Below are 22,527 nucleotides of genomic sequence, written 5' to 3'. Positions count from 1 at the left end.
CAGGGTCTCGCGCCACGGCGCATGAGCCCCCTCGCCGGCAGAGCGGGCATCGAACACGGCGCCACGCCCGCAGCCCACGCGGAAGATGCGGGTCCTCGGCCCGGGTCTTCGAGACAGGCGGGCGTCATTGAGACAGGCGGGCGTTATCGAGAAAGGCGCGTGTCTTCGAGGCAGGCGGGCGTCATAGAGACGGACGAGCGACTCCGGCGCCCGCGGCAGGGCGGGAGGCGGTCATCCCGGCCCGCGCACCGGGGCGGCCGGTGCGATCGAACCCGGTCGGTGCGATCGGCCCGATCGTTCTGACCATCCACCTCACTGCACCGACCGGTCCGTCCGGTTCCGGCCCGAACGACGCCGGCGGGGCGGCGGGCGCGAGCGCGAGCGCGTCAGGCGCCCAGCATCTTGCGCGCCACGCTTTCCAGATGGCCGCGCATAAGCCGTTCCGCCTGCTCGTTATTCCGGTCGGCGATGGCCTGCACGATGTCCTCGTGCTCCTTGAAGCTGTGATGCGAGGGGTCCGGCCCCTGCGGATCGGGGCGCAGCCGCCCCCAGACCACCGCGCGGCGGACATTGTTCAGCGTATCGAACATGAGGACGATCAAAGGGTTGCGCGTGGCTTCGGCGATGGCGCGGTGGAACCGGTTGTCCCAGTTCTCGTAGCGTCGCCAGCTCTTCGCCTCGCGGCTGCGGGCGATGCACACGCGCATTTCCGCGATATTGGCCGACGTCGCCTTGAACGCCGCCTCGCGGCACATCATCGGCTCGAACAGCACCCGCGCGCGCATCACTTCGGCCGGACTGGTCAGATGCGCGACATTCGCCAGCTCCGCCATACTCTCCGCCGGGCGGGGGCCGAGGAATGTGCCTTTTCCGACGTGCCGCCAGAGCTGGCCGTCGGCCTCGGCGATCGCCAGCGCCTTGCGAAGTTCGCCCCGCGACACGCCCAGCAGGTCGCACAATTCGCGCTCCGGCGGCAGCCGCTCATTCGTAACCAATTCCGATTGGGCCAGATAGGCTTGCAACTGAGTGTAGGCCGCATGAGCCTCACCCGGCTCGATATCGCCGGCTTCCGTGATGTCCGCGATCTTCATCGCGCTCTCCGTATCGCACGCCGCGGGACACGACGTCCTCCTCGTGTGATGGCCAGCACAACCCTAACTGTCAAGGGGCGCGTCACTAGCGGAAAGTCGATGGAGGCTTGCCAACCAATCTTGAATGGTTTCTTAATTGATCCAAGGATTGGTCAGGATCGGTTCCGCATTGGACACGGTCTTCGGCTGCGCCTTCCGCAAGGAACCGAAAGATGACCTCTCGATCCATGCAGGCCGTACGGACTGCCGTTGATCCCGTGCTTTCGGATGCACCTGCGACATCGTCCGCAACGTTCTACTCGGGCGAAGGTGGTCCGACCGGCGGGTCGCACCGGCCCGCCTCCCACGTGCTGTTTCTCAGGAGCCTCCCATGATCGTCGGCATCGACCACATCGAGATTATTGTCCGGGACGTCAAAGAATACGTCGAGTTCTATCAGAAACTCGGTTTCAAGCTGCTGAACTGGACCGATCATCACGGCGGGTCCGCCGAGCTTCAACTGCCGGGCGACAACCAGCCGATCTTCGAGATTCACCAGTTGCTCACGGAGGAAAACCCCGGGATCAACCACATCTCCTTCAAGGTGCGCGACATCGACGCCACGCACGCCGATCTCGTCGGCAAGGGCGTCACCTTCTACAAGGACGTCCACCCCTCCCCGTCGACCGGCCGCAAGAACGCCCTTCTGCGCGACCCCGATGGCTGGCGCCTCCAGCTCAGCGATGAAACGCGGGTCGAGCACACCAAGCACGACACGGTGTGACGATGCAGCGGGCGAGCACCATCGGCGATGGATGCTCGCCCTCCCGGAAAATCCAGTCTGCACGGGGTGAGAGCGTCTTGTCCGAGGAGGCCCTCAGCATCCGAAACCTCCACACGCACTTCAGAACCGAAGAGGGTGTGGTCAAATCCGTTCGCGGCGTCGATCTCGACGTCGGCCGTGGCGAGGTGGTCGGATTGGTTGGGGAATCCGGCTCCGGCAAGAGCGTCACCGCGCATTCGGTGATGCGGCTCATTCCCTCGAACGGAAGCATCGTTTCGGGCGAGATCCTTTTTGAAGGCGAAGATCTGGCGCGGGCGACCTCCCGGCAGATGCAGAAGGTGCGGGGCAACCGCATCGCCATGATCTTCCAGGAACCCATGACCTCGCTCAACCCGGTGCTGCGCATCGGCGAGCAGGTGGCCGACGTCCTGCGTCTGCACCGCGGGCTGTCGTCGCGGCAGGCACTGGAAGAAGCACGGAACCTCCTCGAACGTGTCGGCATTCCCGATCCGCAGGCCCGCCTCGCGGCCTTCCCACACGAACTGAGCGGCGGCCAGCGCCAGCGCGTGATGATCGCGACCGCCCTCGCCTGCCGCCCGACCCTCATCATCGCCGATGAGCCGACGACCGCGCTGGACGTGACGATCCAGGCGCAGATCCTGGACCTTCTGCGCGATCTCAAGCGCGATTTCGGCTGTTCCGTCCTGCTCATCACCCATGATCTCGGCGTCATTTCGGAAACCGCCGACCGCGTGGCGGTGATGTATGCCGGCCAGATCGTGGAAATCGCCGATGTGGAGACCCTGTTCGAGGAACCCCTGCATCCCTACACGATCGGGCTGATGCGGTCCGTTCCCAGCCTCGAGAGCGAGCTGACGGAGGACCGGCTGCTGCCGGTCATCGGCGGCGTCGTGCCCAATCTCGCCGATCTGCCGGCCGGCTGCGCCTTTCAGACCCGCTGCTCCCATGTCCACGACCGCTGCCGCACCGACGAGCCGCCGCTGCGGCCGACGGGTCCGGGGCATCAGGTGCGCTGCTGGCTGCATGAGGCCCGTCATGAAGCCTGAACGCATGACGCCGGTTCAGGATGCCCCGGCTCGCGATGGCGAAGCGGGCACGCCCTTGCTCCAGCTCGTCGACGTGCGGAAGTATTTCCCCGGCCGGAAGGCTTTTCTCAAAGGCGGCGCGCCGGCCGTGAAGGCGGTCGACGGCATCTCGCTGTCGGTGCGTCGGGGCGAAACCCTCGGGCTGGTCGGTGAATCCGGCTGCGGCAAGAGCACGCTCGGGCGCTGCATGCTTCATCTCGAAGTGCCGAGCGAAGGCGAAGTTCTGTTCGAGGGCCGCGATCTCGCCAGCCTTTCGCCGGACGAGATGCGCGCCCGCCGGCGGGACATGCAGATCGTCTTCCAGGACCCCTATTCGGCTCTCAATCCGCGCAAGACCGTCGGCGCGATCCTCACCGAGGCCTATCGCATCCACGGGCTCTACACGCCGCAGGAACGCGTGGAGCGGGTACGGGCGCTGCTCGAACTCGTCGGCCTGCGCTCGGAACACGTACATCGCTACCCGCACGAGTTCAGCGGCGGCCAGCGCCAGCGCATCTGCATCGCGCGCGCGATCGCGCTCGATCCCAAGCTGGTGATCGCGGACGAGGCCGTCTCGGCCCTCGACGTCTCCGTCCAGGCTCAGGTCCTCAACCTGCTGGTGGACCTCCAGCGACGCCTGGGCCTGACCTACGTCTTCATCTCGCACGACCTGCGGGTGGTGCGGCACATCAGCGACCGGGTCGGCGTGATGTATCTCGGCCGTCTGGTGGAACTCAGCGAGACGGCCGAACTCTATCGGCGCCCGCTCCATCCCTATTCGCAAGCTCTGCTGTCGGCCGTACCACGCCTTGGGGCGCGTCGGGACGAGGCGCGCATCGTGCTGAAGGGCGATATCCCCTCGGCGGTCAATCCGCCGAGCGGCTGTGCCTTTCATCCGCGCTGCCCCCACAGGCAGGAGCGCTGCGCGGTGGAAAGGCCGGAACTGCGCCAGCTGGCGCCCGGGCGGTTCGCCGCCTGCCACTACCCGCTTTTCGAGCCCACCTCACCCAACCAACAAGAGCACCTCCAGAGCACAGGGGCGTTTCCATGACGATGGTCGTCGCAAGAGCCTTCTGCCGCGTCGTACGCGGCACCCGTCTTCCCCTTCTCGCGATCGCGCTTGCGCTGGGGGCGGCACCGGCCGCGACGGCCGCCCCGGAAGGCGGCAAGGACGGCGGCACGATGGTGGTCGCGCTGCCGGGCGATCCGCCTGTGATCAACTCGACCGTCACCACCGACATTTCATCCAGCAACATCTCGGGCCAAGTCTACAGCACCATCGTGCGGCTCGACCGCGACGGCAAGGTGCTGCCCTATCTCGCCAAGTCCTGGGACATCTCGCCGGACGGCCTGACCTACACGTTCCACCTGTATGAAGGCATCAAGTGGCATGACGGCACGCCGTTCACGGCCGAGGACATCGCCTGGAGCCTGGTGAACGTCAACAAGAAGTACAACGGGCCGGCCTCGGGCCTGCTCGCCCCGGTGGAATCGATCACCGCCACCGATCCGAACACCGTGGTGTTCAAGCTGAAATACCCCTCGCCGCCGCTGCTGCGCGGGCTCGCCTATTTCAACTCGTCGACCATCGTGCCCAAGCACATCTTCGACAACGGCCAGGACCCGCGCAACAACCCGGCCAACCTCAAGCCGGTCGGCACCGGCCCCTTCGTGTTCAAGGAATACAAGAAGGGCAGCCACATCATCCTGGAGAAGAACCCCAATTTCCATCTGCAGGGGTTGCCCCATCTCGACCGGCTGGTGTTCCAGATCATCCCGAATGAAGGCGCCCGCGCGATCGCGCTGGAAAAGGGCGACATCGACTTCATTCCTTATTACGCCATGCCGCTCGGCGAGACCGAGACGCTGCGCAAGAACGACAAGCTGGTGGTCGCCTTCGCCAAGCGGATGATCGCCGGCGAATACATGGCGTTCCTCAATACGCGCGAGGGTCCGCTGGCGAAGAAGGAAGTGCGTCAGGCGCTCTATTACGCGCTGAACCGTCCGGACATGCTGGAGAAGGCCGGTTTCGGCTACGGCAAGGTCGCGGCCGGCCCGATCTCCTCGGAACAACCGATCTTCTACACCGAGAATGTGCGCAAGTACGACTACGACCCGGCGCTCGCCAACAAGATGCTGGACGAGGCGGGCTACCCCCGCGGCGCCGACGGCAAGCGCTTCAAGCTGCGCGTCAGCTTCGACCTCAAGGAAGGTCCGATGAACGACGTCGCGCGCCTGATGCGCGTGAACTTCGCCGCGGTCGGCGTCGACCTCGACATCCAGGGCATGGACAGCGGCGCCTGGCGCGACACCGCCTTCAAGGACTGGAATTTCGACATCACCATGGGCAGCTTCTCGACCGGTCCCGACCCGGCGGTGGGCGTCGAGCGCATCTATGTCTGCCGCAACATCGAGCGGCTGATGGCCCGCAACGCGTCCGGCTACTGCAACCCGAAGCTCGACGAGATCTTCGACAAGGCGAGCCGCGAGGGCGACGAGGCCAAGCGCGTCGAACTCTATCACGAGGTGCAGAAGACCCTCGTCGAGGATGCGCCGCACTGGTGGCTCTGGGACCGCTATTACCCGATCGCCTTCAGCGGAAAGGTCGAGGGTCTGCTGGAAGATCCCACCGGCTACGGCGCTTTCGACATCGTCTACTGGAAGAAGTGACTTCCCGCACAGGCGGGCGCGGGTGAATTCCGCGCCCGGACGATCATTCCATCCGTTCGTTTCCGGAGAAACGCCATGACCGTCGGACGCCGCTCGTTCCTGTTCGCCACCGCGCTGTGCGCGCTCGCCCCCTCGCTTGCCGCCGCCCAGGGCAAGCCCATCCGGACCTTCGTCGTCGGCATTCCCGGCGATGTCGCGGTGATCAATTCGACTATCACCACGGACATATCGTCCAGCATCGTCGGCGGCCAGATGTACAGCACCGTCGTCCGCCTGGACAAGGACGGCAATGTCATCCCCTCGCTCGCCAAGTCCTGGGACATCTCACCCGACGGGCTGACCTATACCTTCAAGTTCTATGACAACATCAAGTGGCACGACGGCAAGCCCTTCACCACCGAGGACGTCGCCTGGAGCCTCTGGAACGTCAACAAGAAGTACAACGGCCCCGCCTCCGGCCTGCTCGAGGCGGTCGAGTCGATCACCGCGCCGGACGCGACGACCGCGGTGTTCAAGCTGAAATACCCCTACCCGCCGCTGCTGCGCGGCCTCGCCTATTTCAACTCTTCGACCATCGTGGCGAAGCACATCTTCGATGATGGCGGCGACCCGCGGAAGAACGCGAGCAATCTGAAGCCCGTCGGCACCGGCCCCTTTATCTTCAAGGAGTACAAGAAGGGCGCCTTCATCTCGATGGAGCGGAATCCCGACTACCACGTGAAGGGCGAGCCGCACATCGATCGCCTCGTCTTCCAGATCATCCCCAATGAAGCCGCGCGCGGCATCGCCATCGAGAAGGGCGACATCGACTTCATCACCTATAACTCGATGCCGCTCGGCGAGGTCGACCGGCTGCGCCAGGCCAAGAACGTCACCGTCGCCTTCCAGAAGCGCGTCATCGCCGGCCAGTACCAGGCCTTCCTCAACACGCGGAAGGGTCCGCTCGCCAAGAAGGAAGTGCGCCAGGCGCTGTATCACGCGATGGATCGCGAGGCGATGCTGGAGAAGGCCGGCTTCGGTTTCGGCAAGGTCTCGAAGGGTGGCCCGATCTCCTCGGAGCAGCCGATCTTCTACACCGAACAGGTCCGTCAATACCCCTATGATCCGGCCCTCGCCAACAAGATGCTCGACGAGGCCGGCTTCCCCCGCGGGGCCGACGGCAAGCGCTTCCCGCTGCGCGTCAGCTACTCGCTGGCCGAAGGACCGCTCAACGACGTCGCGCGGCTGATGCGCGCCAACTTCGCCGCCGTGGGCGTCGATCTGATCGACCAGGGCATGGATGCCGGCGCCTGGCGCGACAGCGCCTTCGTCAAGTGGGACTTCGACATCACCATGGGTTCGTTCGCCAGCGGCCCGGACCCGGCCATCGGCGCCCAGACCTTCTTCCTGTGCTCGCGCATCGAACCGCTGTTCGGCCGCAACGCCTCCGGCTACTGCAACCCCAAGGTGGATGAACTGCTCAACACGGCCGCCCAGGAACTCGACGAGACGAAGCGGGTGCAGATCTATCATCAGGCGTCCGCCCTGATCACCGAGGACGCCCCGCACTGGTGGCTGTGGGATCGCTATTACCCCATCGCCTTCAACTCCAACATCGTCGGCATCACCGACGATGTCACCGGCTATGGCACGCTCGACAAGATCTCGGCCAGGAACTGAGCGTGCACACCTCGGCGCGGGACGGGAGTGAAGGATGAATCTGCTGGCCTTCATCATCCGACGATTGCTCTACACCGTGCCGCTGCTGGTCTGCGCGGTGACCGTCATCTTCATTCTCGTTCATTCCGCGCCGGGCGATCCGGTCGACTACATCATCGGTGAGGCCGGCGCGGACAGCGAGGTCGTCGCGCGCCTGCGCGCCGAGATGGGGCTGGACCAGCCCTTGCTGATCCAGCTCTGGCGCTATGTCGTGCAGGTGTTGAGCGGGAATCTCGGCTATTCTCTGGTCTCCAGCGCCCCGGTGCTGGACCTCATCCTCGAGCGCTTTCCGGCGACCCTGCTGCTGATGGCGAGCCAGTACACGCTCTCGGCGATCATCGGGGTGCTGCTGGGCGTGCTGGCGGCGCGTCGGCCCAACTCGTCGCTCGATACCGCGCTCACCTTCCTGTCGCTGACCAGCTTCTCGCTGCCGATCTTCTGGCTCGGCCAGATGATGATCCTCGCCTTCGGCTACCACCTGAACTGGTTCCCGATCCAGGGCATGAGCAACCTGCGCGAAGGCTATACCGGCTGGCGCTACGGGCTCGACGTCACCTATCACATGGTGCTGCCCGTCCTGACGCTGACCATCTTCAACATGGGCCTGATCATGCGACTGACCCGGGCCAGCATGCTGCAGGTGGTGAGCCAGGATTACGTCAAGGTCGCCTACGCCAAGGGCCATTCCGAGCGGACGGTGCTGCTGCGCCATGCGCTCCGCAACGCCCTGCTGCCGGTGGTAACGGTGGTGGGCCTCGAAATTCCCGGGCTCATCGCGGGCGCCGTGCTGGCCGAGACGGTGTTCGCCTGGCCGGGACTGGGGCGGCTGACCTTCGATGCCATCAACGCGCGCGACTACCCGCTGCTGATGGGCATGTTCATTTTCATCTCCTTCTTCGTGATCGTGGCCAACCTGTTGGTGGATCTCATCTACGGGCTGCTCGATCCGCGGATCCGCTACCGGTGAGGCCCGCATGTCGATGACCCTTCCCGTTCAGGTCACGCTGCCCATGGGACCCGGCCGGCGCGCCTGGCGCCGTCTGCGGCGGCAGAAGGCGGCGGTGTTCGGCATGAGCATCACCGCCATCTTCCTGTTCACCGCGATTTTCGCGCCCTGGCTCGCGCCCTATGGGCTTCTCGACATCGGCCGCTCCTTCGTGCCGCCGTCGCCGCAGCACTGGCTGGGCACCGATAGCCTCGGCAGCGACGTGCTCTCCAACATCATCTATGGCGCGCGCACGTCGCTGATGGTCGGGGTCTTCGCCATGGCGACCTCGTCCGTGATCGGCATCACGCTCGGCAGCATCGCCGGCTATTTCGGCGGCTGGGTCGACGACGCCCTGATGCGGGTGACGGAGCTGTTCCAGATTCTCCCGCAGTTCTTCCTCGCCATCGTCATCGTGGCGCTGTTCGGCTCCAGCATCTGGAACATCGTGCTGGTCATCGGCATCCTCGCCTGGCCGGTGACGGCCCGCCTGATCCGCGCGGAGTTCCTGACGCTGAAGCGGCGCGATTTCGTCGAGGCGGCGCGCAGCCTCGGCATGTCGCACCGCGACATCATCGTGCGCGAAATCCTGCCCAACGCCCTCCCGCCGATCATCGTCAACGGCACGCTGCAGATATCCGGCGCCATCCTGCTGGAAACCAGCCTCGCCTTCCTCGGCCTCGGCGACCCCAACGTGATGAGCTGGGGAACCATGCTCCACAACGCGCAGGAATTCTTCAACCGCGCCTGGTGGATGGCGGCGTTCCCGGGCCTCGCCCTGTTCCTCGCGACGCTCAGCCTCAACCTGGTCGGCGACGGGCTGAACGACGCGCTCAACCCGAAACGATAAAAGGCCACCCCGGCGCGCCGAATACGCGCCGCTTCAACCGCGGACCCGCGAGGCACAGCGCGCCGGCATGGAGCGAATCTGCTCCCTTCAGAATCTCTCTACGGCGCCAGCCAGGTGTCATAGAGGATCTCGTGCGGTCCGCCCGTGCCGCTGGGGCCGAAGGCGAGCCCCTGCACCTTCGGGTTCGCGGCCCAGAGATTGTCGGGGTTGAACAACGGAATGCCATAGCCGCGATCGAGGATGATCTTCTGCACCTCGTCGGTCAGCTTCCGGCGCTCCACCGGGTCGGTGGTCCCTGCCTGCTTGTTCAGCAGTGCGTCAATGTCGTTCTCGGGCAGCAGGCGCAGCCGGTTGATGCCGGCGCTGGAATAGTCCTTGCGCAGCACGTCCGGGTCGGCGAGCGACCAATGCCAGCGATAGACATCGTAATCGCCGCGGATCTGGCCCTGCAGATATTCCGCACTGCTCGGAATCGGCCGCACCACGAGCTCGACGCCGATGTCGCGCAGCTGCTGCTGCAGCACCTCGAACAGCGAGCGGTTGAGCGCATTGGAGAAGAAGGCGCCGGTGATCTTGAGCCGCTGGCCGTCCTTCTCGCGAACGCCGTCGGCGCCTTCCTTCCAGCCGGCCGTGTCGAGGCGCGCCCGCGCGGCGTCCGCATTGTAGGGACGCTGCTGGGTCTGATCGAGGAAGCCCGGCGTCTTCGGCGTCAGCAGGCCCGTCGCCGCGTCGACATAGCCGTTCTGCACGAGCTGGACGACCTCCTTGGTGTCGATGCCTTCGCGCAGGGCGCGGCGCACCTCGAGATCGCTGACAACAGGGCGCGAGGTGTTGACGAACAGGCTGGCCGCCGTGCCGATGTAGCGCGCGTTGATCAGCCGGAAGCCCGCCGCCTCGAGCTTGGCCGCGTCCTGATAGGAGGCGAAGGCGATGAGGTCGACCTGGCCGCTGGTGAGCGCACCGGTGCGCACGCTCGCCTCCGGGATGACCTTGGAGACCACCTTGTCGAGATAGGCCTCGCCCTGGTGCTTCTTCAGGCTGGAGGCCCAGTTGTAGCCTTTGCGCTTTATCAGCACGGTCTGTTCGTTGAAGGTTGCGCTCTCCAGGACGAAGGGCCCCGAGCCGATCACGCTCTCATAGCAGCGCGCATCCGCCGCCTTCTTCAGCGTCGCCGGCGCGACGATGCCGAGTTCCGAGGTCGCCGTGGCCGCAAGGAAAGCGAGGTTCGGCTCCTTGAAGCTGATCGTCACGGTGCTCGGATTCTGCACCGTAATCTCCTTCACGCCGGTGAGATATTCCGCACCCGCCGCGCCGGAGATCTTGGCGAGCACCTCGAAATTCTCCTTCACCACGCTGGCGTCGAATTTCGAGCCGTCGCTGAAGGTCACGTCGTCGCGCAGACGGAAGACATAGCGCGTCGCGTCCTCGTTTATCTCCCAGGACGTCGCCAGCCAGGGAACGATCTTGGAGGCGTCTTCCGATCCCTGATCGGTGAGCGAATCCACGAGCTGCCGGCCTTCGCGCGAGCCGAAGCCGTGGTGATGCTGCTGCGGATCGAGGCATTGCGACTGGATCTGCAAGCCGACGACGAGCGTGCCGCCGGACCGGGGCGTGTCCTTGGTGGTGTCGTTGGAGGCGGTCTGCGCCGATGCGCCGCCGACCGAGAGGCCCAGGGCGGCGGCGAGCCAGAGCGGCGAAAGACGAAGCGGGGAACGAGGAGGCATAGCTGAATTCCGTTGAATGATCAGAAGAAGCCGCCATCGGTCGGCGGCGCTTTCCCGTTGATCAGGAAATCGCCCACGACCTGGGATTTGTAGGCGGACGGGTTGTGGCTGAGCAGGGTGCGGACGTTGCGCCAGTGGCGGTCGAAATTGAGCGTCCGGCGGGTGGCGGAACCGCCGCCGACATCGAAGATGCGCTGCGCCGCCTTGAGCGCGAGCTCGCCGATGACCACCTGCGCCTTCGCCGTCTCGATGGCGCTGGCGGTCAGGAGGGCGTCGATGTCGGGATCGCCGACGACGATCGCCTGCTGCGCGCCATCGCTGGTGCGGGCGGCCCTTGCGAGCAGGCTGTCGATGGCGAAGGACAACGCGGCGATCTCGCCGACCGCCTGCTGGACGAAGAGGTCCTCGCGCGCGCTCGCCGCCGGGCTGTGCGCGATCGGCCGGGCCTGGCGCCGCACATAGCCGGCCGCGTCGGTCACGACATTGCGCGCGATGCCCGCGATGCAGGCCGCCAGGACGAGCTGGCGGAAGGTGGCGGCATGGCGCGAGGGAAAGGCATCGGGCGGCCGCGCCGAGATCTCGGCCGGGAACACCTCGACGTCGGTGAGGACGATGCCGCCGCTCGCGGTCAGCCGCTGTCCCATGCCGTCCCAGTCGTCGAGTATCTCGATGCCGGCGCGGTCGGTCGGCAGCAGGATCCGCACCGTCGCGCCCGCCTCGTCCAACGCGCTGAGGCTGACCCAGTCGGAATAGGCCGTGCCGGTGGCGTAGTGCTTGCGCCCGTCCAGCCGCAGACCGTCCTCCCGGCACGACAGGCGGGTGGTGATGATGCCCGGCCGTGGCGTGCCGATCTCCGTGCTCGCGCTGCCGAACAGATCGCCGCGCGCGACGGCCTGCGCCGCCGGCGCCATCGCGCCGCCGGCTTGGGTCACCAGGAGCTCGACGAAATTGAAATGCGGGCGGAGCGCGTGGGCGACGTTGGAATCCGCCTGCGCCAGCGTCGCGATCAGCTCGATCACATCCTCCACCGTGCCGCCTGGCCCACCCCAGGCGCGCGGCAACCGCAGGGCGCCGAGCCCGCTCTCGCGGAAGAGGCGGAACGCCTCGAGAGGTGGTTCGCGCTCGATGTCGCGCTGCGCCGCGCCCACGGCGATGCTCGCCGCGAGTGCCGGAACCCGCGCCAGCAAAGCGGCGCGGTCGGGCAGGCAAAGCCGCACCGGCTCTTTCGGCAGCACGAGGCTCGGGGCGCGGGTCATGGCACTCACTCGGCCGCGCGCGCCTGCGACAGCGATCGCAGATTCAACAGCCGGCCCGCATTGCCCCCGGCGACCAAGGCCTGCTCGGCGGCGGACAGACCGGCGGCGTCGAGCGCGTTCGCCAGCCCGTCACGCGACACCGGCGCCCAGATCGGCCAGTCGCTGCCGACCACGACACGCTCGGCACCGACGAGATCGACGAGGAAGCGGATGACGGCGGGCTCGAGGCCCATGATGTCGAAATAGGCGTTGGGCAGCGGCTTCCCGCTGCGGCGGGCCTCGGCGGAATAGTGCTCGGTCTCGGACGCCGCCAGCACCAGGGCCCCCGCGCCGATGGCGGTAAAGATCAGATTGAGGTCGGGCAGTTCCTCGAACAGACCGGCATGCAGTGCCGAGAGGAAGGCGGTGCCGTTGACGAGGCCGCGCCCGAAGCTGTTGCCCGGCACGCCGGCCGCCTGCGTCAGCGCCTCGGCGATCGGGGCGGCGACGGGATGCACCAGTACCGGAACTTTCAGCGCCGCCGCGACCTCCAGCGTCGGGCGCACGCGGGCATCGCCGATGAAACGCCCGTCGCGGGCGGAATCGATGACGATGCCGACATGGCCCAGTTCGCGCACCGCCCGCTCCGCCTCGCGCGCGGCGCTCTCGCCGGCAAAGGCATCGACCGTGGCAAGCGCGCCCAGCCGGTTGGGATGGGCGGCCACCGCCTCGGCGAGGAAATCGTTGACCCGCGCGATCTCCCCGGCATCGGTCGGCCCTTCGATGCCGAAGAAGCCCTCGATCGTGGCGCTGAGCAGGCGCAGATCGATGCCGGCCTCCTCGCTTTCGCGCACCAGCAGCGCGACATCGGTGAGCTTGGCCGCCCGCGTAGCCGCCACCTCGCGGTCCTGCGCCGTTGCGTAGGCCGGCAGGCGGGGCGCCCACCCCTTTGGGCGGACATGGGCGTGGACGTCGATGATCTGCCAGTCGTTGCGGGTGCTCATGCGCCGCTTTCCGTGTTCGCGAGGACGGGATCGGCGAGCCGCAGCTTCGCCTGCAGGTCGGCCGACAGACGGCCATTGAGGTGGTAGTCGCCGACGAAAGCCTGCCGCCAGCGCACCGGGTCGTGCATCGAATGGGTGCGGCTGTTGCGCCAGAAGCGGTCGTGCCGCAGCGCCTCTGCCACGGCTTCGGGCGGCGCGAAGTCGAGAAGCTCCCCCGTCACCTGCGGGCCGAGGTCGTAGGTGACGCTCTTGGCTTCATCGACGGCGATCGCGGCCGCCAGCGGCGCTTCGGTGACGGGCGAGATGCGCGCCAGACCGGCATCGACCAGCCGCGCCGCGCGGCGCACCAGCGCGGTAGCCGCCGCGACCTCGACGCGCAGATCGCCCAGCCGCGCCAGCTTCACCGCCGACGGCACGGGGGTCTGATCCAGCCAGCGCGCGGCAAGGGTGAGCGCGCCGAGGGCGGTGCCCGCCTCGATCGCCGCATGGATCAGCTGGTTGCCGGCGAACTGCGCCGTCAGCAGGCCGGGCTCGCCCCGCCCGCGCTCGATCACATGGCCGGCGGGCACGCGCACATCAGTCAGCAGCGCCGTGCCGCTGAAGGTGGCGCGCTGGCCGAACGCATCCCAGTCCTGCCGCAGTTCGAGGCCCGGCGTGCCGCTGGCGACATAGGCGGTCAGCACGCGCCCGTCGGGATGGAGCGCATGAACCGGCACCCATTGCGCCGTCAGCGCGCCGGTGCAGAAATACTTCGCCCCGTCGAGGCGATAGCCGTCGCCCGCCTCGACGATGCGGGTCTTGAGATCGCCCCGCGAGCGCCGGTTCGGCTCGGCGATGGCATTGCCGAAGCGGGCGCCGGCCAGCACCTCGCCGTAGAATTTGCGCTGCGTCTCGGGCGCCGCGACGAGCAGCGTGTCGACGAAGTCGAAATGGTTCTGCGGCACCTGCGCCAGCGCCGTGTCGGCGGCGGCAAGGATCAGGAAGACCTCGATCAGGGTCGCGACGCCGAGGTCCGGCCCGCCATGCGCGCGTGGGATGGTGATGGCCAGCAGGCCGGAGCGCGCGAGCGCGTCGAGCTCGGCGTGGGGCACCCGCGGTTCCGCGTCGATCGAGGCGGCGACCTTCGACCAGCCGGCGGCGAGCTGGCGGGCGGCGGCCAGCGCTTCCTGATGCGAGGTCAGAAGCGCCGCGCCACCGTGGGGTGCGGCAACATGCGCGGTCATCAGCTTGCGACCCGCTCATGACGCGCCCGCGGCGTCGGCCAGGGCAGGCCGTAGCGCGCGCGCAGGGTGTCCTCCTCATAGGCCGTGCGGAACAGGCCGCGTCGCTGCAGGATCGGCACCACCTGATCGACGAAGGCGTCGAGCCCCTCGGGGAAGACGTCGCACATGATGTTGAAGCCGTCGGCCGCGCCAGTGGTGAACCACTCCTGCATGAAGTCGGCGATCTGCTCCGGCGTGCCGGTGAGCAGCCGGTGGCCGCCGCCGCCGCGCGCGATGATCTCGCGCACGGTGAGACGGCTGTCGCGGACCACGGCGACGGTGGCGTCGATGAAGCCGCGCGATCCCTTGGCGGCGTCGATGCGCGCGATGAGTTTCTCCGGGACGGGCTTGTCGAGATCGAGTTCGCTCACATCGACGCCGAGGCGATTGGCGAAGCGCTGGAGCGCGCCCTCCTCGCCGATGGCGTCGAGCGCGCGCTTGCGCGCCTGCGCCTCGGCTTCCGTCCCGCCGATGGTCAGCGACAGGCCGGGGAGTACGGCAAGGGTGGCGGGATCGCGGTTGAGCCGCCGTGCCCGCTCCTTCAGGTCGGCGTAATAGGCGCGGGCCTCCTCGACGACCTGCTGCACGCTGAACACGGCCTCCGCGAAGCGGGCGGCAAGGTCACGGCCCTGTTCGGAACTGCCGGCCTGCACCAGCAGCGGCCGCCCCTGTGGGGTGCGCGGCAATTGCAGCGGGCCGGTGACGGAGAAGTGCGTGCCGACGTGATCCAGCCGATGGATCAGCTTTGCCTCGGCGAAGCGGCCGGTGTCGCGCTCGGCGAGAAGCGCTCCATCCTCCCAGCTCTCCCACAGCGCCAGCGCCACATCGACGAACTCGGCCGCGCGGGCGTAGCGGTCCTCGTGCTCGGGCAGGCCGCGCAGCCCGAAATTGCCGGCCGCGCGCTGGTCATAGGTCGTCACCACGTTCCAGCCGACACGGCCCTTGCTGGCATGGTCGAGCGAGGAGAAGGCGCGCGCCACGTTGTAAGGGTGGCTGAAGGTGGTGGAGGCGGTGGCGATGAAGCCGACCTTCGAGGTCACCGCCGCCATGCTGGCGACGATCACCACCGGATCGAGCGCCCAGCTCGGGCCGGCGGTCGGGTCGGGGGCGGCGTTCAGCGAATCCGCCAGGAACACCGCGTCGAGCAGGCCGCGCTCGGAGATGCGCGCGATCTCCTGATAATAGCCGACATCGATGAAGGCCGCCGGGTTGCCGCCCGGCGCGCGCCACGCCGCGGGATGCGCCCCGGAGGTGTGGACGTTGACGTTCAGATGCATCTGCCGTGCGCTCATGATGCGACCCTTGTCTCGGTGATGAAATTCCGCCCCAAGGCCTCGGCGTCGCAGCCGGGCGGGTAGCGCAACTGGTGCGCGGCCAGGTCGCGCCAGAAACGGTCGAAGCCGTGCTTGCCGCTCGCCGAACTGGCGCCGAGCAGGCCGATCCCCTCACTCACGAGGGCGCGGGCGACCCGGGCCGCATAGTGGCGCGCGATGTCCACGCGGCCGACGGTGGCGGGCGGGTTGTCATGACGGAGGGCACCCGCGACCTCGGCCAGCGCCTCTTCCGCCAGTGCATCGAGCGCATCGCGCTTCGAGACCAGCAGGCCGAGCGCGCGCAGCACATGCGGATCCTCCGTGGCGCGGGCGAGGCCGGCGCCGTACCAGGGAGTTGAGCGCGTTCTCAGGAAGCCCGTCGCCCGGTCGAGGAAACCGTCCAGCACGCCCAGCGTGACCGACAGATGCAGCGCCGAGGCGATCAGCCGCTGGCGCGCCGGATCGCCGGTGGAATGGCGCTCGACGAGGATGATGGCGGCATCCGTGTCGTCGCGCGCGAGGCGGTGGACATCGCGCGACAGGGCGCCGAGGTCGACAGGCGTGCTCATGATGCCTCCGCCAGACTGCGGCCAGGGATGGAATCGAGCAGCAGCCGCGTATAGGCATGCTGCGGCCGCTGGAATATCTGGTCGGCGCTGCCGAACTCGACGATGCGCCCGTCCTTCATCACGCCGACGCTGTCGGAGACCTGACGCACCACGGCGAGGTCGTGGGAGATGAAGAGATAGGCCAGGCCGTGCCGGCGCTGGAGCTCGGCCAGCAGGTCGAGCACCTGCGCCTGGATCGACACGTCCAGCGCCGAGACGGGCTCGTCGCAGATCACCAGGGCGGGCTCGGGCGCGAGAGCGCGCGCGATGGCGACGCGCTGGCGCTGGCCGCCGGACAGCTCGGCCGGCAGCCGCTCGGCGAAGCTTTGCGGCAGGCCGACCTGATCGAGAAGTTCGAGCGTGCGGCGGTGGCGCCAGCCCCTGTCCCCGAGACGGAAACCGGCCAGCGGCTCGCCGACGATCTCGGCGATGGACAGGCGCGGATTGAGCGAGGAATAGGGGTTCTGGTAGATCGGCTGCACCCGCCGGCGGCGCTGGCGCTCCTCGGTACGGCTGAGCTCGCCGATAGGGCGCCCCTCGAAGCGGACATCGCCGCTCGTCGGCGCGACCAGGCCGAGGATGATGCGGGCCAACGTCGACTTGCCGGAGCCCGATTCCCCGACGAGGCCGACCGTCTGGCCCGGCGCGATGGCGAGGCTGACACCGTCAACGGCGCGGAACGTGCTGCGGTGACCCGCCGCGTCGCCGAGCGTGAAATCCTTCGAGACGCCCTCCACGGCGACCAGCGGCGCCCGCGCGGCGGCCAGCGGCAGAACCTCGCCCGTTGTCGGCGCCCCGGACGCCGCCGCCGCATGCCGCCGTCGTCCCGCCGCCAGGCTCGGCGCGCTGGCGAGCAGCAGCTTGGTGTAGTCGTCGCGCGGATGGCCCAGCACCTCGCGCGCGCTTCCCGCCTCGACCACCTCGCCGTGGCGCAGCACGACGATGCGGTCGGCGCGGTCCGCGGCGACGGCGAGATCATGGGTGATGATCAGCACCGCTGTGCCGAATGAGGCCGCCAGCACGCCGATATCGTCGAGGATGCGCTTCTGCACGGTGACGTCGAGCGCAGTGGTCGGCTCGTCGGCGATGATCAGGGCGGGGTCACAGATCAGCGCGCCGGCGATCAGCGCCCGCTGGCGCATGCCGCCGGACAGTTCGTGCGGGAACTGCTCGGCCCGCAGCGCCGGCTGGTTCAGCCCGACGCGGCCGAGTGCCTCGACGGCTTTGGCCTTCGCCTCGGCCTTGCCCGCGAGGCGATGGATCAGCAGCGGCTCGGCCACCTGCCGGCCGATGCGATGGGAGGGGTTCAGCGCCACCATGGGATCCTGCGGCACCCAGCCGAGGCGGTGCCCGCGCAGGCGCCGGTAGTCCTTCTCGGAAAGCCGTGTCAGCGCGTCGCCGTCGAAGCTGATCTCGCCGGCCGTGATCGCCGCCGTCGCCGGCAGCATGCCCATGACGGCGTGGGCGATCGTGCTCTTTCCCGAGCCGGACTCGCCGACCAGCGCCACGACCTCGCCCCGGCGCACCTCGATGTCGACGCCCTTCACCGCTTCGTTGACGCGGTCGCGCGTGCGATAGGCGACCCTCAGACCGCGGATCGACAGCAGGATATCGCTCTCGCTCGTCATGCCCCGCCCCTAGAAGGTCGCGGCGTGGCGCCGGTCGAGGGCACGGGCGACGCGGTTGGCGGAAAGCACGGTGATGGCGATGACGAGGCCGGGCAGAGCGGTCAGCCACCAGGCGGTCGCCATGTAGTCGCGTCCGCCGGCGACCAGCAGGCCCCATTCGGGGGCGGGCGGCGGGGCGCCGAAGCCGAGGAAGCTGAGCGCCGAGACGCTCAGTATGGCCATGCCGAGTTCCAGCGTCGCCAGCACCAGCACCGGGCCGGCCGCATTCGGCAGAACATGGCGGATGAGGGTGCGCAACGGCCCGATGCCGGAAAACGCCGCCGCCTCGACATAGGGCATCTGGCGAACCTTCAGCACTTCCGAGCGCATGAGGCGGGCGAAGCTGGCCACGCTGCCGACACCCACGGCGATGGCGATGTTGAAGGTGCCGAAGCCGAGCGCGCTGATGATCGCCAGCGAGATCAGCAAGGTCGGCACGGCGAGCAGCACGTCCATGACGCGCATCAGCACGTCGTCCACCCACCTGCCGACATAGCCGGCGACGAGACCGATCAGCGAGCCGAGCGCCAGCCCGACCAGCACAGCGATCATCACCGCCTTCACCGACTCCCCCGTGCCGTAGACGACGCGGGTGAACAGGTCGCGCCCGAGTTGGTCGGTGCCGAACCAGTGTACCGCGCTCGGCGGCAGCAGGCGCGCCGCGCCGGCACCGCGCAGCGGATTGAGCGAGGTGAAGAGCTGGGGGAACAGCGCGGCGGTGACCACCGTCGCCAGCACGAGGGCGGCGAACAGCAGGCCAGGCTCGCGACGCAGGACCGTGGCGGCGGAGCGGAGGCCGCCGATGGCGCGCGCGCCGAAGCGGGGGACCGCGAAGTCGGCGTCCGAGCGGGGATAGGCCAAGGTCATGGATCAGGCTCCCTGAGCTGCCGGACGCCGCAGCCCGATGTCCACCCGCCGGTCGATCAGCGGGTAGAACAGGTCGACGATGAGATTGACGGTGACGTAGACGGCGGCGGCGAACACCACCGCGACCAGCACGACCGGGGTGTCCTGATAGGTCACCGCCTTGACCGTGATCAGGCCGATGCCGGAGCGGGAGAACACCGTCTCCACCACCACGGAACCGGCGATGAGCTGCCCCGCCATCATGCCGAGCGCGGTGATCACCGGGATGATGGAATTGCGGAAGGCGTGGCCGAGCAAGGCGCGCATGCGGCCGGCGCCACGCGAGAAGGCGGTCTCGATGTAGGGGGACTTCATCGAGGCTTCGAGGCTGCGGGAGAGGATCTGCGCCACGACCGCCGCCTTCGGGATCGCCAGCACCAGCGCCGGCAGGACCAGGCTCGCGAGGCCGGCATTGCCGATCGCCGGCAACAGGTTCCACTGGAAGGACAAAAGCTGCAGCAGGACGAGGCCGACCCAGAACGGCGGCACGGAGACGCCGATCACCGGTAGGCCCGAGAGGATCTGCCGCGTCGCCGGAGAGCGCGTGTAGGCGGCGAGCAGCGCCCAGCCGATGCCGAGGACGAGGCCGACGGCGAGCGCGGCGGCGGCGAGCTTGAGGGTCTCCGGCACACCGGTCGCGAACATGGCGAGCGCGTCGCCGCCGGTCTGGCCGGAGACGCCGAAATCGCCCTGCACCGCGCGCCAGAGCGCACGCAGATATTGCACGACGACCGGCTGATCGAGCCCCATCTCGGCGCGCAGCTTGGCGAGCTCCTCGAGGCTGACCGCACCGCCGCCGCTGTCGGCGCCGAGCTTGGCGAGTGCCCGGTCGCCCGGCAGCACGTAAAGCAGAAAGAAGGTCGCCGTGAATGCCGCCCACAGCACGATGGCTGCGTGTGCGAAGCGCCGGATCAGGTAGGGGATCATCAGCCTGCCTTGTCGATGTGGCCGGGCTCCCCTTGTGCCGCGGCGGCGGGGAACAGCGTCGATGTCGTTGACAGTATTTAATCTATAAAATATGTCAACTAAATATCTTATCTCGGCGCCGTCAGCCAACGCCCGCCGCTCACATCGGGGATGTTCCATGAGTCTCAATCGAGCCGGCCGCGCCCAAGGGCGTCGCCTCCTCCCTGCGCGCACCGCTCTGGCCGTCCTCCTGGGCGCTTCGGCGCTATCGGGCACGGCGCTGGCGGACGGCAAGCCGCAGAGCGGCGGCACGCTGGTCATCGCGTTGGCGCGGCAGGACGAATGCCTTGACCCGCAGCAGAGCAACTATGGCTACGGCTCCAACGAGGGCCGCCAGCTGGTCGATTCGCTCACCGAGCAGAACTACGCCAACCCGATCGAGATCGCTCCCTGGCTTGCCGCCTCATGGGAGGTGAACAAGGACGCCACGCGCTACACGTTCCACCTGCGCCCCGGCGTGACCTTCAGCGACGGAACCAAGCTGGACGCCACGGTGGTGAAGAACAATTTCGAAAAGCTGGCGAAGATCCCCGGCGCCGCCGGCGGCGCCTATCTCAAGGGCATCACCGACATCAAGGTGACGGACCCGCTGACCGTCGAGATCGGTTTCGACCAGCCCAACGTGCCCTTCCTGCAGGCCACCTCGACCTCCGAACTCGGCATCGTCGCGCAGGCGACGCTGGACAAGACGGCCAATGAACGCTGCTCGCAGGGCGTCATCGGCTCCGGGCCCTTCGTGACCGAGAAGGTGATCTACAATCAGGAGGCCGTGCTCGCGAAGCGCGCCGACTATGATTGGCCGTCCAAGCTGCGCACCCATGGCGGGCCGGCCTATCTCGACAAGGTCGTCTACAAGATCGTGCCGGAAGCCAGCGTGCGCACCGGCGCCCTCAAGAGCCAGCAGGTCGACCTGATCCAGAACGTGTCCGATCAGGACGCCGCCGCGCTGAAGAAGGCCGGCTATCCGATCACCGGCGTCAAATCGCTCGGCATGGCGGTGAACCTCGTCATCAACACCTCCCGGCCGATCGTTGGCGAGCGCGCGGTGCGCCTCGCGCTGCGGCAGGCGATCAACCGCGAGGAGGTGTCGCAGATCGCCTTCAGCGGCAACCAGCCGGCCGCCACCGGCCTGCTGACGCCGCAGGCGCCCAACCATCTCGACCAGAGCAAGGACCTCGCCTACGACCCCGACCTCGCCCGCAAGCGGCTTGAAGAGGACGGCTGGAAGGAGGGCGCCAACGGCATTCGCGAAAAGAACGGCCAGCCGCTCGTCATCACCGCCTCCTACCGCGCCGGGCCGATCAATCAGGCCTTCCTCGAAGTGGTGCAGCAGCAGGTTCGCGACGTCGGCATCGATCTCAAGCTGCGCCCCCTGACGGCGGGCGCGTTCGACGAGGCGCTGCTGGCCGGCAATTACGACCTGCACCGCTGGACCTGGTATCTCGCCGACGCCGACGTGCTGCGCGCGGTCTATTCCACCAAGACGCTGAACCGCTTCCGGCTGCCGGCCGAGAACAAGATCGATGCTCTGCTCGACCGGCAGCGCGCGACCACCGACGCCGCCGAGCGCCGCAGAATCACCGACGAGGTGCAGAAGATCATCCTCGACGAGGCCTATGCCATCCCGGTGTTCAACGCCGTGGCGCTGTGGGCGGGCAGCCCCCGCGTGCGCAACGTCGCCTATGGGCCGGGCGGCTCGGGCGGCCCCAACCAGATCGTCTACGAGGCCTGGCTGGCGGACTGACCGAGAGCGCACCCTCCCCCCAACGGTGAGAGAACACATGACTGTCCCGACCCTTCGCCTCGCCCTTCCCGAACGGCCTCATACGCTGGCGCTCGCCTCGATTGCGACCGATGGCTACGCCCTCGATGTCGAGTTCGGCTCCTTCGAGGAGGTCCGGCACGGCTTCATCAATGAGGGCCGATGGGATGCAACAGAGTTCCCGCTCGGGCGCTACATCGCCCTCAAAGCCGCCGGCGACGCGAGCCTGATCGCGATCCCGGTCTACCCGTGGCGCAGCTTCCGCCATGCGGCGATACATGTGCGCAACGACGGCTCCATCACCTCGCCCGCCGACTTGGAAGGCCGGCGGGTCGGCGTGAGCGATTGGCATCAGACCGCGGGCATCGTCGCGCGCGGCCTTCTTGCCAGGGAGTACGGCGTGCGGCTCGAGCGCATCGAGTGGGTGGTCGCCGGAGTGGACGGTCCTCCGCGCGTCGACACCTTCCCGGTGCCCGCGCCGCGCGGCGTAGCGCTGGCGCGCAGCCCCGTTTCGCTGGCAGAACTGCTGCGGCAGGGCGAGATCGACGCCATCATCGCGGCCGACGCGCCGAGGGACGGCGGAACGCGGCCGTTGATAGCCAATCTCGAGCAGGAAGAGGAAGCCTGGTTCGCCCGCACCGGCATCTTCCCGCTGATGCACGTCATTGCCATCCGCCGCAGCGCGCTGGGCAAGATCCCCTCGCTCGACGAACTGCAGCGCGTCTTCGAGCTCGCCAAGGCTTCGAGCCGCCCAGCGCTGGACGCCAAATGGCGCTACGGCCTGAAGGAAAACGAGGCCGCGCTCGGCCGGTTGCTGGACGACGCCTTCGCCCAGGGCATCGGCGAGAGGAGGCTGACACCGCAGGATCTCTTCGCCTCGGACGCCCACGTCGATATAGCCTAGCGGCTTCAGCCCTTTGGCGCATGAGGCCGGCCCG

Annotated in this window: 19 protein-coding genes; 9 read left to right on the top strand and 10 right to left on the bottom strand. The window is 67.9% G+C overall.

Going from position 1 to position 22,527, the window contains the following annotated elements:
- Positions 1-386: 386 nt before the first annotated feature.
- Positions 387-1,091 (bottom strand): FadR/GntR family transcriptional regulator, encoded by a 705-nt coding sequence (locus tag ACEUEL_RS01085; protein ID WP_405701288.1) that lies wholly within the window; start codon positions 1,089-1,091, stop codon positions 387-389.
- 370 nt (positions 1,092-1,461) lie between these two features.
- Here ACEUEL_RS01085 and ACEUEL_RS01080 point away from each other — a divergent pair, with 370 nt between their 5' ends.
- The 7 genes from ACEUEL_RS01080 to ACEUEL_RS01050 all read left to right on the top strand — a co-directional run bounded on the left by ACEUEL_RS01080 (position 1,462) and on the right by ACEUEL_RS01050 (position 9,142).
- Complete coding sequence (locus ACEUEL_RS01080; protein WP_405701287.1) at positions 1,462-1,854, top strand: VOC family protein; 393 nt, start codon at positions 1,462-1,464, stop codon at positions 1,852-1,854.
- Between the two features lie 2 nt (positions 1,855-1,856).
- Positions 1,857-2,921, top strand: coding sequence for an ABC transporter ATP-binding protein (locus ACEUEL_RS01075; protein WP_405701286.1), 1,065 nt, complete (start codon positions 1,857-1,859; stop codon positions 2,919-2,921).
- A 4-nt stretch (positions 2,922-2,925) separates the two neighbouring features.
- Positions 2,926-3,990 carry an ABC transporter ATP-binding protein gene (locus ACEUEL_RS01070; RefSeq protein ID WP_405706502.1) on the top strand — a complete coding sequence of 355 codons (1,065 nt, stop codon included), beginning with the start codon at positions 2,926-2,928 and terminating at the stop codon, positions 3,988-3,990.
- Entirely contained in the window at positions 3,987-5,609 is a 1,623-nt protein-coding gene (locus ACEUEL_RS01065; protein ID WP_405701285.1) for an ABC transporter substrate-binding protein, read from the top strand. Before ACEUEL_RS01070 ends, ACEUEL_RS01065 begins: the two co-directional genes overlap by 4 nt.
- A 75-nt stretch (positions 5,610-5,684) precedes the next feature.
- Complete coding sequence (locus ACEUEL_RS01060; protein ID WP_405701283.1) at positions 5,685-7,268, top strand: ABC transporter substrate-binding protein; 1,584 nt, start codon at positions 5,685-5,687, stop codon at positions 7,266-7,268.
- Between the two features lie 34 nt (positions 7,269-7,302).
- Positions 7,303-8,274 carry an ABC transporter permease gene (locus ACEUEL_RS01055; protein WP_405701280.1) on the top strand — a complete coding sequence of 324 codons (972 nt, stop codon included), beginning with the start codon at positions 7,303-7,305 and terminating at the stop codon, positions 8,272-8,274.
- A gap of 7 nt (positions 8,275-8,281) precedes the next feature.
- A complete protein-coding gene (locus ACEUEL_RS01050) occupies positions 8,282-9,142 on the top strand; it encodes an ABC transporter permease (RefSeq protein ID WP_405701277.1) in 861 nt (286 codons plus the stop codon).
- 98 nt (positions 9,143-9,240) lie between these two features.
- Here the strand turns inward: ACEUEL_RS01050 and ACEUEL_RS01045 are convergent, their stop codons facing one another.
- The 9 genes from ACEUEL_RS01045 to ACEUEL_RS01005 are packed head-to-tail and all read right to left on the bottom strand — an operon-like array spanning position 9,241 to position 19,788.
- Positions 9,241-10,866, bottom strand: a complete 1,626-nt coding sequence (locus ACEUEL_RS01045) for an ABC transporter substrate-binding protein (RefSeq protein WP_405701275.1) — start codon at positions 10,864-10,866, stop codon at positions 9,241-9,243.
- Positions 10,867-10,886: 20 nt separating this feature from the next.
- Positions 10,887-12,122: an acyl-CoA dehydrogenase family protein gene (locus ACEUEL_RS01040; RefSeq protein ID WP_405701274.1), complete on the bottom strand. Its 1,236-nt coding sequence runs from the start codon at positions 12,120-12,122 to the stop codon at positions 10,887-10,889.
- 5 nt (positions 12,123-12,127) lie between these two features.
- Positions 12,128-13,105 carry an amidohydrolase family protein gene (locus ACEUEL_RS01035; RefSeq protein ID WP_405701272.1) on the bottom strand — a complete coding sequence of 326 codons (978 nt, stop codon included), beginning with the start codon at positions 13,103-13,105 and terminating at the stop codon, positions 12,128-12,130.
- Positions 13,102-14,328, bottom strand: a complete 1,227-nt coding sequence (locus ACEUEL_RS01030) for an acyl-CoA dehydrogenase family protein (protein ID WP_405701270.1) — start codon at positions 14,326-14,328, stop codon at positions 13,102-13,104. The genes ACEUEL_RS01035 and ACEUEL_RS01030 overlap by 4 nt, the downstream gene beginning before the upstream one ends.
- A complete protein-coding gene (locus ACEUEL_RS01025) occupies positions 14,328-15,659 on the bottom strand; it encodes an LLM class flavin-dependent oxidoreductase (protein ID WP_405701269.1) in 1,332 nt (443 codons plus the stop codon). Before ACEUEL_RS01025 ends, ACEUEL_RS01030 begins: the two co-directional genes overlap by 1 nt.
- Entirely contained in the window at positions 15,656-16,249 is a 594-nt protein-coding gene (locus ACEUEL_RS01020; protein ID WP_405701267.1) for an acyl-CoA dehydrogenase family protein, read from the bottom strand. The genes ACEUEL_RS01025 and ACEUEL_RS01020 overlap by 4 nt, the downstream gene beginning before the upstream one ends.
- Positions 16,246-17,916, bottom strand: coding sequence for a dipeptide ABC transporter ATP-binding protein (locus ACEUEL_RS01015; RefSeq protein WP_405701265.1), 1,671 nt, complete (start codon positions 17,914-17,916; stop codon positions 16,246-16,248). The genes ACEUEL_RS01020 and ACEUEL_RS01015 overlap by 4 nt, the downstream gene beginning before the upstream one ends.
- A gap of 9 nt (positions 17,917-17,925) precedes the next feature.
- Positions 17,926-18,822, bottom strand: a complete 897-nt coding sequence (locus tag ACEUEL_RS01010; protein WP_405701262.1) for an ABC transporter permease — start codon at positions 18,820-18,822, stop codon at positions 17,926-17,928.
- A 3-nt stretch (positions 18,823-18,825) separates the two neighbouring features.
- On the bottom strand, positions 18,826-19,788 hold the full coding sequence (locus ACEUEL_RS01005; protein WP_405701260.1) for an ABC transporter permease: 963 nt from the start codon (positions 19,786-19,788) through the stop codon (positions 18,826-18,828).
- A 157-nt stretch (positions 19,789-19,945) separates the two neighbouring features.
- Here ACEUEL_RS01005 and ACEUEL_RS01000 point away from each other — a divergent pair, with 157 nt between their 5' ends.
- Together ACEUEL_RS01000 and ACEUEL_RS00995 are read left to right on the top strand one after the other, a co-directional pair.
- On the top strand, positions 19,946-21,571 hold the full coding sequence (locus ACEUEL_RS01000; RefSeq protein WP_405701258.1) for an ABC transporter substrate-binding protein: 1,626 nt from the start codon (positions 19,946-19,948) through the stop codon (positions 21,569-21,571).
- Positions 21,572-21,608: 37 nt separating this feature from the next.
- Positions 21,609-22,493: a hypothetical protein gene (locus ACEUEL_RS00995; protein ID WP_405701256.1), complete on the top strand. Its 885-nt coding sequence runs from the start codon at positions 21,609-21,611 to the stop codon at positions 22,491-22,493.
- The last annotated feature ends 34 nt before the right edge of the window (positions 22,494-22,527 follow it).

It is taken from the genome of Ancylobacter terrae (genome assembly GCF_045108345.1).
Taxonomy (GTDB): domain Bacteria; phylum Pseudomonadota; class Alphaproteobacteria; order Rhizobiales; family Xanthobacteraceae; genus Ancylobacter.
The sequence above is the reverse complement of the archived record's forward strand: the minus strand, read 5'-3'. Positions and strand labels throughout refer to the sequence as shown.